This is a genomic window from Serratia sp. CY40230 (assembly GCF_052168835.1).
In the GTDB taxonomy this organism is placed as follows: Bacteria; Pseudomonadota; Gammaproteobacteria; order Enterobacterales; family Enterobacteriaceae; genus Serratia; species Serratia nematodiphila.
The window spans coordinates 291,237-303,669 of record NZ_JBJNLX010000002.1; the positions used below are offsets into that span (position 1 = coordinate 291,237).

At 60.4% G+C, this 12,433-nt stretch carries 11 protein-coding genes; 8 read left to right on the plus strand and 3 right to left on the minus strand.

The window, feature by feature from the left end; translation table 11 throughout:
- Positions 1-42: 42 nt before the first annotated feature.
- Both dcd and udk read right to left on the minus strand, forming a co-directional pair.
- Positions 43-624, minus strand: a complete 582-nt coding sequence (gene dcd, locus ACJ8IJ_RS08495; RefSeq protein ID WP_004938917.1) for a dCTP deaminase — start codon at positions 622-624, stop codon at positions 43-45.
- Between the two features lie 125 nt (positions 625-749).
- Positions 750-1,391: a uridine kinase gene (gene udk, locus ACJ8IJ_RS08500; RefSeq protein ID WP_004938922.1), complete on the minus strand. Its 642-nt coding sequence runs from the start codon at positions 1,389-1,391 to the stop codon at positions 750-752.
- Between the two features lie 233 nt (positions 1,392-1,624).
- Between udk and ACJ8IJ_RS08505 the strand changes: the two genes are divergently transcribed.
- Entirely contained in the window at positions 1,625-2,254 is a 630-nt protein-coding gene (locus ACJ8IJ_RS08505; protein ID WP_049187364.1) for a phosphatase PAP2 family protein, read from the plus strand.
- Positions 2,255-2,299: 45 nt separating this feature from the next.
- Here ACJ8IJ_RS08505 and apbC read toward each other — a convergent pair whose 3' ends face one another.
- On the minus strand, positions 2,300-3,412 hold the full coding sequence (gene apbC, locus ACJ8IJ_RS08510; protein WP_004938926.1) for an iron-sulfur cluster carrier protein ApbC: 1,113 nt from the start codon (positions 3,410-3,412) through the stop codon (positions 2,300-2,302).
- A 159-nt stretch (positions 3,413-3,571) separates the two neighbouring features.
- Here apbC and metG point away from each other — a divergent pair, with 159 nt between their 5' ends.
- The 7 genes from metG to ACJ8IJ_RS08545 all read left to right on the plus strand — a co-directional run bounded on the left by metG (position 3,572) and on the right by ACJ8IJ_RS08545 (position 12,416).
- Complete coding sequence (metG, locus tag ACJ8IJ_RS08515) at positions 3,572-5,599, plus strand: methionine--tRNA ligase (RefSeq protein ID WP_325962105.1); 2,028 nt, start codon at positions 3,572-3,574, stop codon at positions 5,597-5,599.
- A 224-nt stretch (positions 5,600-5,823) separates the two neighbouring features.
- Positions 5,824-6,891, plus strand: a complete 1,068-nt coding sequence (locus tag ACJ8IJ_RS08520) for a sugar ABC transporter substrate-binding protein (RefSeq protein ID WP_015377218.1) — start codon at positions 5,824-5,826, stop codon at positions 6,889-6,891.
- Between the two features lie 131 nt (positions 6,892-7,022).
- Entirely contained in the window at positions 7,023-8,237 is a 1,215-nt protein-coding gene (locus tag ACJ8IJ_RS08525; protein ID WP_004938935.1) for an MFS transporter, read from the plus strand.
- A gap of 138 nt (positions 8,238-8,375) precedes the next feature.
- Positions 8,376-8,783, plus strand: a complete 408-nt coding sequence (locus ACJ8IJ_RS08530; protein ID WP_004938939.1) for a CidA/LrgA family protein — start codon at positions 8,376-8,378, stop codon at positions 8,781-8,783.
- Positions 8,780-9,475: a CidB/LrgB family autolysis modulator gene (locus ACJ8IJ_RS08535; RefSeq protein WP_004938941.1), complete on the plus strand. Its 696-nt coding sequence runs from the start codon at positions 8,780-8,782 to the stop codon at positions 9,473-9,475. Before ACJ8IJ_RS08530 ends, ACJ8IJ_RS08535 begins: the two co-directional genes overlap by 4 nt.
- 137 nt (positions 9,476-9,612) lie before the next feature.
- Positions 9,613-10,497, plus strand: coding sequence for a cytidine deaminase (gene cdd / locus ACJ8IJ_RS08540; RefSeq protein ID WP_044031601.1), 885 nt, complete (start codon positions 9,613-9,615; stop codon positions 10,495-10,497).
- A gap of 221 nt (positions 10,498-10,718) precedes the next feature.
- Positions 10,719-12,416, plus strand: coding sequence for an NAD-dependent malic enzyme (locus ACJ8IJ_RS08545; RefSeq protein WP_004938945.1), 1,698 nt, complete (start codon positions 10,719-10,721; stop codon positions 12,414-12,416).
- The last annotated feature ends 17 nt before the right edge of the window (positions 12,417-12,433 follow it).

The following is a 12,433-nucleotide window of genomic DNA, read 5'->3' on the forward strand; positions in this document are numbered from 1 at the left end:
CACCCTCTTGTCAGCGCCACACCGACGGTGCATCTCGCGCCGTTAGTCCTTGTCGATTCGACTGGCTACTGCGCCCTGCTGATCGCGATATTTTGCGTCCTGCCGGCTGTTATATGGCCGGGCCGCCGGGCCGGACAACGGCTCAAAGCTCAAGGCGCCAATCAGCATCCCCGGCCGCAGCGCCAGCGGCAGCTTGCCGGAGTTGTAAAACTCCAGCACGATGCGCCCGTGCCAGCCCGGATCGATCCGGTGCGCGGTCACGTGCACCATCAGCCCCAGACGCGCCAGAGAAGAACGGCCGTCGAGCCAACCCACCAGATCGTTCGGCAGCGTCACGGATTCGAATGTCACCGCCAGGGCCAGTTCGCCGGGATGAAGGAAGAACGCCTCGCCTTCCGGCAGGACAATCTCGTCGCTCATCACGCGATCCAGCGCGGCGCTGACTTCATCTTTCGGCCCGCTGAGATCGATAAACGGCGCGGTATGGCCGCGGAACACGCGGAACTGATTGCCCAAACGGACATCTACTGTGGCCCCGTTGATGCGTTCGAGCGGCGGGCGCGGCGAAATCACCAGTTTCTCGCTATCCAGCCAGGCTTCTATATCGCGGTCGCACAGTCTCATGTCTTTCTTCTCCATCAAAACGCGTAACTAAACAAAAATTGCCACACAACGGGCGAAAGGTCTACGCCGGGGTGCAAATAGTTGGCCGTCGGCCGGAAATGCGCCTTTCCGGCCATTAAGCGGCATTATTCAAAGAATTGGCTGATTTTGGCTTTCAGAATATCGATCGCGATGCGGTTTTTGCCGCCGCGCGGAACGATGATATCGGCGTATTGTTTGGAAGGTTCGATAAACTGCAGGAACATCGGGCGCACGGTCTTCTGGTATTGCGCCATCACCGAATCCATCGAGCGGCCGCGCTCGTTGACGTCGCGCTTCATGCGGCGCATCAGGCAGATATCCAGCGGCGTGTCGACGAAGATCGAGAAGTTCATCTCCTGGCGCAAACGGATATCCGTCAGCAGCAAGATCCCTTCCAGAATGATCACTTTTTTAGGTTCCAGGTGGACGGTTTCTTTCTTGCGCGTATGTTCGGTGTAACTGTACAGCGGCAGCTCGATCGCCTTACCGGCCTTCAGCATCTGCAGGTGCTGGAACAGCAGGTTGTGATCCATGGCGCTCGGGTGGTCATAGTTGGTTTTGACCCGTTCTTCCATGGTCAGGTGAGTCTGGTCTTTATAGTAACTGTCTTCTGGAATAACGCCGATGTGCTCATCGCCGACTTGCTCGCGGAGTTCGCGGTACAACGTGCTGGCGATAAGGCTTTTTCCGGAGGCAGATGCGCCAGCTATACCAATAATGACGCACTGATGCGGATTGTCAGTCATAAAATTAAAGACCTGATTTCATAGTGTGAAGGGGGGGAACTAAAACGCGACAATTATAGGGAGTCGCCGGGGATTGCGCCACTGTATATTGCGCGGCGGCGGGCGAATTCGGGTTGCCACGCCACGGGCACGCGGCATTTTAAGAATCTCGCGGCTAGGGCAACGCACCGTAACGGGTTACACTCCCCGGCGCTGACTTTTGCTCCCCCGCCCCCCTTTCATCGGAGATTGATGTGCTGGATTGGTATTTTCTGACTTTTTTCGGCGACAGCATGTTGCTGCTGCCCTGCGCGCTGATTCTGTTTTTATTGCTGCTCATGTCTCCCGCCACCCGCGCGGCGGGTTGGCAGTGGGCGCTGATCTTCGGGTTCACCGGCGGGGTGGTCTGCCTGTCCAAACTGGCCTTTATGGGCTGGGGCATCGGCAGCGAGCGCTATGATTTCACCGGATTCAGCGGTCATTCCGCCCTCGCGGCCAGCATCTGGCCGCCACTGCTCTGGACGTTGACCGGCCGATTTTCCCACCCGGTACGTAGCATCGCTTTGCTGACCGGGTGGATATTGCCTTTCGCCATCGGCGTTTCGCGGCTGGAAATTCGCGTGCACTCGGTATCCGAGGTGATCAGCGGGCTGATTTTAGGCTACCTGGCCAGCGCCCTGTTCCTGCGGTTGCAGCGGAGCAAAACGCGCCCGCATCTCTCCTGGCCACACTTCGCCATCGCGCTGGCCTTGCCGTTGGCGCTGATGGGGCAGCGGCAGCCGGCCCCCACCCAGGGATTGCTGGAGCATATCGCCAAAACGCTGGCGCAGATCGAACGCCCTTATACCCGTGCCGACCTGCACAAGCCTACCCCTATCCGATAAAAAAACCCGGCGCTTAAGCCGGGTTCTTTCACTGCCGCAAACAGATTACAGCGCGCGGAAGGCAATCTCCGTCGGGATCGCCTCGCCCTGCCAATACATCTGCGCCGCCACACGGCCGGCCAGTTGACGATACATGTCGGCGAATTCGCTCTCCGGACGGCTGATCACCGTCGGCGTACCGCGATCCAGATCTTCGCGCAGCGAGATATGCAGCGGCATCTGCCCCAGCAGACGGCTGTTATATTTCTGCACCAACTTCTCGGCGCCGCCGGTGCCAAAGATCGGCTCATGGTGGCCGCAGTTACTGCAGATGTGCACGCTCATGTTTTCCACGATGCCCAGCACCGGCACATGCACTTTCTCGAACATCACGATGCCCTTGGCGGCATCCAGCAGGGCGATATCCTGCGGCGTGGTAACTACCAGCGCGCCGGTCACCGGAATGTTCTGCGACAGCGTCAGCTGGATGTCGCCGGTGCCCGGCGGCATGTCCAGCACCAGGTAATCCAGATCCGGCCACAGCGTATCCTGCAGCAGCTGCATCAGCGCCTTGCTGGCCATCGGGCCGCGCCACACCATGGCGTTGTCGTCGGTCACCAGATAACCGATGGAGTTGGTCGCCAGGCCGTGCGCCATGATCGGCGCCATGTGCTGCCCGTCCGGCGAAGTCGGCCGCTCATGTTCGGTGCCCAGCATATTGGGGATCGACGGGCCGTAAATGTCGGCGTCCAGAATGCCGACCTTGGCGCCTTCGGCGGCCAGCGCCAGCGCCAGATTGACGGCGGTGCTGGATTTCCCCACCCCGCCTTTGCCGGAGCTGACGGCGATGATGTTGCGCACGCCTTTGATCCCGGCTTGACCGTTGGCGCGTTTCAGCGTCGTGATATCGTGTTTCAGCTTCCAGTCGATGGCGGCGGCGCCGGTCACGCGCAACAGCTCAGGGCCGACGCTCGCCTGCAGCGCTTCAAAACCGCTCTGCCAGGCAAACGGCATCGTCAGTTCGATATGCAGTACGTCGTCCAATAATGCGCAGTGATGAATAGCCTTCAGCGCAGTCAGGTTGTTTTTCAACGTCGGGTGTTCAAAGGCGGCCAGTACACCGGTCACCAGGGCGCGCAGAACTTCGGGGTTGGTCTGCTCAGGGGATTTTGCGTTCATCCCGGCTCCTTGATTTTGAATGAGTCGCTTCCGGCTAAGCATATCAGAACTGCCCGGTAGCTGGCGCGTATAACCTGTAAGAAACCGCCCTAGCAGCGAAGGGCGCGATCGGTTAACATCGAAGGCCCTTTTATTCATTACAGAAAGCAAGTTCTCACTATGGCTCAAGTCGCGAAAAAATTATTGGTGACGTGCGCGCTACCGTACGCAAATGGTTCCATCCATCTCGGCCACATGCTCGAGCACATCCAGGCGGATATCTGGGTGCGTTACCAACGAATGCGCGGCCACGAAGTGCATTTCATCTGCGCGGACGACGCGCACGGCACGCCGATCATGCTGAAAGCGCAGCAACTGGGCGTCAAACCGGAAGAAATGATCGCGGAGATGAGCCAGGAGCACCAACAGGATTTCGCCGGCTTTGGCATCAGCTATGACAACTATCATTCGACCCATAGCGATGAAAACCGTGAGCTGTCCACCCTGATTTACAGCCGCCTGAAAGAAAACGGGTTTATCAAGAACCGCACCATTTCTCAGCTGTACGATCCGGAGAAAGGCATGTTCCTGCCGGACCGTTTCGTGAAAGGCTCCTGCCCGAAATGCAAATCGCCGGATCAGTACGGCGACAACTGCGAAGTGTGCGGCGCCACCTACAGCCCGACGGAACTGATCGATCCGAAGTCCGTCGTTTCCGGCGCGACGCCGGTGATGCGCGACTCCGAACACTTCTTCTTCGATCTGCCGGCCTTCAGCGAAATGCTGCAGGCGTGGACGCGCTCCGGCGCGCTGCAAGAGCAGGTGGCAAACAAGATGCAGGAGTGGTTCGAATCCGGCCTGCAGCAGTGGGATATCTCCCGCGATGCGCCTTACTTCGGCTTCGAAATCCCGGATGCGCCGGGCAAATACTTCTACGTCTGGCTGGATGCGCCGATCGGTTATATGGGCTCCTTCAAGAACCTGTGCGACAAGCGCGGCGATCTGGACTTCGACGAGTTCTGGCGCAAAGACTCCACCACCGAGCTGTATCACTTTATCGGCAAGGACATCGTCTACTTCCACAGCCTGTTCTGGCCGGCGATGCTGGAAGGCAGCAACTTCCGCAAACCGACCAACCTGTTCGTGCACGGCTACGTGACGGTGAACGGCGCCAAGATGTCCAAGTCGCGCGGCACCTTCATCAAGGCCGGCACCTACCTGCAGCATCTGGACGCCGACTGCCTGCGTTATTACTACGCCGCCAAGCTCTCTTCACGCATTGATGACATCGATCTCAATCTGGAAGACTTCGTGCAGCGCGTGAACGCCGACATCGTCAACAAGGTGGTGAACCTGGCGTCACGCAACGCCGGCTTTATCAACAAGCGCTTCGGCGGCAAGCTGGCCGACAGCCTGGCCGATCCGGCGCTGTACCAGACCTTCGTCGACGCGGCGCAGAGCATCGCCGAAGCCTACGCCGGCCGCGAGTTCAGCCGCGCGATCCGCGAAATCATGGCGCTGGCCGATCTGGCCAACCGTTATGTGGATGAGCAGGCACCGTGGGTAGTGGCGAAGGAAGAAGGCCGCGACGCCGATCTGCAGGCCATTTGCTCGATGGGCATCAACCTGTTCCGCGTGCTGATGACTTACCTGAAGCCTGTGCTGCCTTCGCTGACCGAGCGCGCCGAAGCGTTCCTCAACGCCGAGCTGAGCTGGGACGCGATCCCGCAGCCGCTGCTGGGTCACCAGGTAAACGCGTTCAAAGCGCTGTTCAACCGCATCGATCTGGACAAGGTCAACGAGATGGTCAGCGCCTCGAAGGAAGACATGGCCGCCGCCAAACCGGTGACCGGCCCGCTGGCTGACGATCCGATCCAGGAAACCATCACCTTCGACGACTTCGCCAAGGTAGACATGCGCATCGCGCTGATCAAGAGCGCCGACTTTGTCGAGGGCTCCGACAAGCTGCTGAAGCTGCAGCTGGATCTGGGCGGCGAATCGCGCCAGATCTTCTCCGGCATTCGCTCCGCTTACCCGGATCCGAAAGCGCTGGAAGGCCGTCTGACCATCATGGTCGCCAACCTGGCGCCGCGTAAAATGCGCTTCGGCGTGTCAGAAGGCATGGTGATGGCGGCGGGCCCTGGCGGGAAAGAGATCTTCCTGCTGAGCCCGGACAGCGGCGCGCAGCCTGGCATGCAGGTCAAGTAACCGCGCAGATGCGTGGCATAGGGAGGGTCGAGCTTGCTCGGCCCTTTTTTTATGCCCCAATCCCCACGTTATAAGCATGAAGAAAAAGTCATAACCGCCCTGATTCCCCTGCCCGCCGCATCCGGCTATGATGCTCCGAAACCCAAAATAGACGTCCAGACAGAAAGACTGCTATAACAGACCTTCACCGGGATCGTTTCCCTGCTTTTTTGGAGCCTATAATAATGAAAAACCTCAAGACTTCGCTGCTCGCCCTCAGTCTGCTGGCTGCCCTGCCGCTGCAGGCGGCGGAAAACGCCGCCGTGCCGGCCGCCATCGCTCAACATCAGGGGCCGGTGCGCATCGCGGTGATCCGCAACCTCGGATCCGACGACAACACCACGCAATTTTTGGCGGGCGCCATTCAGGAAGGGCGCAAGCTGGGCTTCAAGGTGGACACCTTCCTCAGCAACGGCGACGACGCGCGTTTTCAGGACTTCGTCAACCAGGCTATCAGCCAGAAATATGACGGCATCATTCTCTCGCAGGGGCGGGCTCCCTATTCCACCGACCTGGTCAAGCGCATCGCGGCGGCCGGCATCGCCGTCGCGGCTTTCGATACCGACGTCAGCGGCCGCGTTCCCGGCGTCACCGTCTCGCAGCAGGACGACGCTTCGCTGGCTAACGCCTCGTTCGGCCAGTTGGTGAAGGATTTCAACGGCCAGGCCAACATCATCAAACTCTGGGTGGCAGGCTTCCCGCCGATGGAGCGCCGCCAGGCCGCTTACCAGCAGTTGCTGAAACAGCATCCGGGCATTCACGAGCTGGAATCGATTGGCGCGGTTTCATCCGACGTGCAGGGAGATACCGCCAATAAAGTGGGTGCGGTGCTGGCGAAATACCCGAAAGGCAAGATTGACGCCATCTGGGGCACCTGGGACGCTTTCACCCAGGGCGCTTACAAGGCGTTGAAAGAGAACGGCCGCACCGAAATCAAACTGTACAGTATCGATATCTCCAACCAGGATCTGCAGCTGATGCGCGAGGCCGGCAGCCCATGGCAGGTCAGCGTGGCGGTGGATCCGAAGCTGATCGGCGCGGTCAACCTGCGCCTGGTGGCCAACAAGATCGCCGGGGAAAGCACGCCGGACAGCTATCAGTTCAAAGCGGCGGTCATTCCGCAGGCGCTGCTGCTGGCGCAGCCGGGGCCGGTTAACGTCGCCGGGCTGGCGAAGATCATCCCCGGCTGGGGCACCAGCAGCGATTTCGTTCAGCCGTGGTTCGCCACGCTGCAGGCCGAACACGGTAAATAATGCTGTTTTTGACGAGGCTGCCGACGCAGCCTCTGTTTTTAAACTAATTATCGGCTTTCCCCTTCCGTCCCCGCCAAAATGCGCTATGTTATCTGCATCGCCCAATAACTGTATGCATAAACAGGCCTCAAATGAAGGGATTCCCCTCGCTGATCAACGTACTGCTGGCCAGTTCGCTGGTGTTGACCATCGGCCGCGGCGTTACGCTGCCGTTCATCACCATCTACCTCACCGAACATTTCCATCTGCTGCCGAAGAGCGTGGGCGTGATCCTGGGCGTCAGCCTGACCCTCGGCATCCTTGCCAGCCTGTACGGCGGCTATCTGGTGGACAAATTCAGCAAAAACCGCCTGATCCTGCTGTCGATTTTATTGTTCGCGCTGAGTTTCTTCGCCATTCCCTGGATCCCGCGCCCCGGCGGTGTGATCGTGGTGCTGGCGATCCTGCATACCTGTTATTCGGTGTTAAGCATCACCATAAAGGCCTGCTTCGCCGACTGGCTGCCGGTCGAGCAGCGCATCAAGGCTTTCTCAATCAACTACACGCTGGTCAACGTCGGCTGGGCGATCGGCTCTGCGCTCGGCGTTCTGGTGGCCGGGCTGAGTCCGCTGCTGCCGTTCTACCTGTCAGGCGGCCTGGCGCTGGCGACGGTGACGGCGCTAAGCCTGCGCTTGCGCGGCCGGGAACAGCGCCCGACAACAACCGCCGCCGCACCGGCGGCACTCCCCAACTTCCGTCAGACACTGACCATCTTGCGAAACGATCGGCGGCTTATCTACTTCACCCTCGGCAGCACCCTGGGCGCCGTGGTGTTCGGTCAGTTCACCGGCTATCTGTCGCAGTACCTGATCACCGTCTCCAGCGCCGAGTTCGCCTACAAAATCATTGGGTTGGTGATGATCGTCAACGCCGGCATCGTCATCGCCCTGCAATACCTGCTCAGCCGCGGCATGCGCCAGGAAAACATGCTGCGCTGGCTGGTGCTGGGCACGCTGTTTTTCATCGTCGGGCTGCTCGGTTTCATGGCGGCCGGCCAGGCGGTCTGGCTGTGGCTGGCGGCGATGGCGGTGTTTACCCTCGGTGAAATCATCGTTATCCCGGTGGAATACATGTTCATCGACTTTATTGCGCCGCCGCATCTGAAAGGCAGCTACTATGGAGTACAAAACCTCAGCGCGCTGGGCGGCGCCATCAACCCGGTGCTGTGCGGGGTGCTGCTCAGCTATGCCGCGCCGCCGTTGATGTTCGTGATGCTGATCGTCGCCGCCCTGCTCAGCCTGCTGTTTTTCTTCCTCGGCCACCGGCTGGCAGAACATACGGCGGCAGCCGCCGAAGACGTACGCTGATCCCGCAGGCAGCGGCCTATACGGGCTGTCAACCCGCCGCTCGGGCATAGCACCCATAGCGAGAATTCATGGTGCGATCTGTGGCATGGCTCACAGTTTAATTGTATGATGAATACATCAGTTAAACGGGAAAAGACAATGGCCAACGTGCTCACACTGTGCTGGAAATACCTGAGGGCCCTGCTCCTTATCTACCTGTGTCTGTTCGTCGGCAACGCGGTGGCGGCGCTGCTGCCGTTCGCCATTCCCGGCAGCATCATTGGCATGCTGCTGCTGTTCGCCCTGCTCTCTACCCAGATTATGCCGGCCAAATGGGTCAAACCCGGCTGCCATTTGCTGATCCGCTATATGGTGCTGCTGTTCGTGCCGATCGGCGTCGGGGTGATGAAATACTACGACCAGATCGTCGCGCATCTGGGCCCGCTGGTTATCTCTTGCCTCATCAGCACGCTGATGGTGTTGGTGGTGGTCGGCTATACCTCACACTATTTTCATCGCGAGCGCCGCATCGCCGGCAAGCCCGACGACACGGAGGGCAATTCATGATCCATGAAATCTGGTGGTCGTTGCCGCTGACGCTGGCGGTCTATTTCGCCGCGCGCTGGCTGGCGCGCAAGCTGAATATGCCGCTGCTCAACCCGCTGCTGGTGTCCATGGCGGTGATCATCCCGCTGCTGCTGCTCACCGGTATTCCCTATGAACGCTACTTTCAGGGCAGCAAAATCCTCAACGATCTGCTGCAGCCGGCGGTCGTCGCGCTGGCTTTCCCGCTCTATGAGCAGCTGCACCAGATCCGCGCGCGCTGGAAGTCGATTATCGCGGTGTGCTTCATCGGCAGCCTGACCGCCATGATCAGCGGCGGCGCCATCGCCCTGTGGCTGGGCGCCACGCCGGAAATCGCCGCCTCTATCCTGCCGAAATCGGTCACTACGCCGATCGCCATGGCCGTCGCGGACTCGCTCGGCGGCATTCCGGCGATCAGCGCAGTCTGCGTCATTTTCGTCGGTATCCTCGGCGCCGTGTTCGGCCATACGCTGTTCAACCTGCTGAAAATCACCACCCACTCGGCGCGCGGCCTGGCGATGGGCACGGCATCCCACGCGCTGGGCACCGCACGCTGCGCCGAGATGGACTACCAGGAAGGCGCTTTCGGCTCGCTGGCGTTGGTGATCTGCGGCATCATCACCTCGCTGCTGGCACCGTTCCTGTTCCCGGTGCTGCTGCGCCTGTTCGGCTGAACAGGGTGAAACTTGCGATACATCTCGCATTTATGTATTTCATTGCATTAATTTCATCAATTAAGAGACATTAATCACACTTTAATGTCTCTGGCCTGCCTAGAATGTTATCCCGTTAACCCGTAGAGAGACTTTCTATGCACCCGCGTTTTCACACCGCTTTCAGCGCACTGCCCGCGACACTGCAATCCGCCCTGCGGCCCTATCTGGACGCGCCAGACTTTCCGGCGATGTTCACGGCCGAGCAAGCGGCGGCGATCCGCACAGGCTGCGGGCTGGACGATGATGCGCTGGCATTCGCGCTGCTGCCGCTGGCGGCGGCCTGCTCGTTAACCCCGATATCGCACTTTCACGTCGGCGCCATCGCGCGCGGGCAAAGCGGCAACCTCTATTTCGGCGCCAATATGGAGTTCAGCGGCGCGCCGCTGCAGCAAACCGTGCATGCAGAGCAGTGCGCGGTTACCCATGCCTGGCTGCGCGGCGAGCCGGCGCTGGCCTCGGTCACCGTCAACTACACGCCGTGCGGCCATTGCCGCCAGTTTATGAATGAACTGAACAGCGGTGGCGAGCTGCAGATCCGTCTGCCGGGCCGCGCGCCGGCCACGCTGGCGGACTATCTGCCGGACGCCTTCGGCCCGAAAGATCTGGATATCGCTTCGCTGCTGATGGACAAGGTCGATCACGGCCACCGGCTGGCGCTGGACGATGCGCTGGCGCAGGCGGCGCTGGCGGCGGCCAATCAGAGCCATGCTCCGTACAGCAACGCCCACAGCGGCGTAGCGCTGGAAACGCAGGACGGCAGCCTCTACGCCGGCCGCTATGCGGAAAATGCCGCCTTCAACCCTAGCCTGCCGCCGCTGCAGGCTGCGCTGATCCTGCTGAACCTCTCCGGCGGCGATTGCCTGAACATCCGCCGCGCCGTGTTGGCCGAGCCGCAGAAGGCGATCCTCAGCCAGTGGGACGCCACCCGCGCCACCCTGGCGGCGCTGGGCTGCCAAAACGTCAGCCGCGCCGCCTTCTAAGCGCGTCACGGCGGAGCCATCCGGTTCCGCCGTTAACAGCCCTGCCCGCCAAATACAATGCCCCGACGCCGCCAGAGACACTTTCTTTAGTTAAAAAATCATTTGATTGTCGATAATTACGCCAACCTGGTTCATCATCTGGCAACAAATGCTGTACATCTTCTCTTTATCTCTTAGGATCGTCGGCAATAAAGTTATCTGATACGTGAAGAGTAAAACTGATGGAACTAGAATACGAAAGCAAACGCCCGCTCTATATCCCTTACGCCGGCCCGATTCTGCTGGAATTTCCGCTGCTGAACAAAGGCAGCGCTTTCACCGAGGAAGAACGTAGCCACTTCAACCTGCACGGCCTGCTGCCGGAAGCGGTGGAGACCATCGAAGAACAGGTGGAACGCGCCTACCGTCAGTATCAGGATTTCAAGAACGATAACGATAAGCACATCTATCTGCGCAACATCCAGGACACCAACGAAACCCTGTTCTATCGCCTGCTGGACTCGCACCTGAGCGAGATGATGCCGATCATCTACACCCCGACCGTCGGCGAGGCCTGCGAACACTTCTCCGATATCTACCGCCGCGCGCGCGGGCTGTTCATCTCCTACCCGAACCGCGATCGCATCGATGACATGCTGCAAAACGCCACCAAGCAGAACGTCAAGGTGATCGTGGTCACCGACGGTGAGCGCATTCTCGGCCTGGGCGATCAGGGCATCGGTGGCATGGGGATTCCAATTGGCAAGCTGTCGCTGTACACCGCCTGCGGCGGCATCAGCCCGGCCTACACCCTACCGGTGGTGCTGGACGTCGGCACCAACAACCCGCAGCGCCTCAACGATCCGCTGTACATGGGCTGGCGCCATCCACGCATCTCCGGCGAGGAGTACCACGCCTTCGTCGAAGAGTTTATTCAGGCGGTCAAACGCCGCTGGCCGAACGTCCTGCTGCAGTTCGAAGACTTCGCGCAGAACAACGCCACCCCGCTGCTGAACCGCTACCGCGACGAGATCTGCTGCTTTAACGACGACATCCAGGGCACCGCCGCGGTCACCCTCGGCAGCCTGATCGCCGCCAGCCGCGCCGCCGGCAGCCAGCTGCGCGATCAGACCGTCACCTTCCTCGGCGCCGGTTCCGCCGGCTGCGGCATCGCCGAGCAGATCATCGCGCAGATGAAGTCCGAGGGGTTGAGCGAAGACGAAGCGCGCGCCCGCGTATTCATGGTTGACCGCTTCGGCCTGCTGACCGACAAGCTGCCGAACCTGCTCGACTTCCAGAGCAAGCTGGTGCAGAAGAGCGACAACCTGGCCGGCTGGGAAACCGCCAGCGACGCCATCTCGCTGCTGGACGTAGTGCGCAACGCCAAGCCAACCATTCTGATCGGTGTGTCCGGCCAGCCGGGGCTGTTTACCGAAGAGCTGATCCGCGAGATGCACAAGCACTGCGAGCGCCCTATCGTGATGCCGCTGTCCAACCCGACCTCGCGCGTGGAAGCCCGTCCGGAAGACATCATCAACTGGACCGACGGCGCCGCCCTGGTGGCGACCGGCAGCCCGTTCGCGCCGGTAAGCTACAAAGAGCAGCTGTACCCGATCGCCCAGTGCAATAACTCCTACATCTTCCCGGGGATCGGTCTGGGCGTGCTGGCCTCCGGCGCCACTCGCGTCACCGATGCCATGCTGATGGCCGCCAGCCGCGCACTGGCGGACTGTTCGCCGCTGGCTACCGACGGCCACGGCGCGCTGCTGCCGAATATCGACGATATTCAGGGCGTGTCGAAGTGCATCGCCATGGAAGTGGGTAAAGCCGCCCAGCTGCAGGGGGTGGCGATCGTCACCTCCGAAGATGCGCTGTCGAAAGCCATCGAGCACAACTTCTGGCGGCCGCAGTACCGCAGCTACAAGCGCACCTCGTTCTGAATGGTGAGCTGAAATGA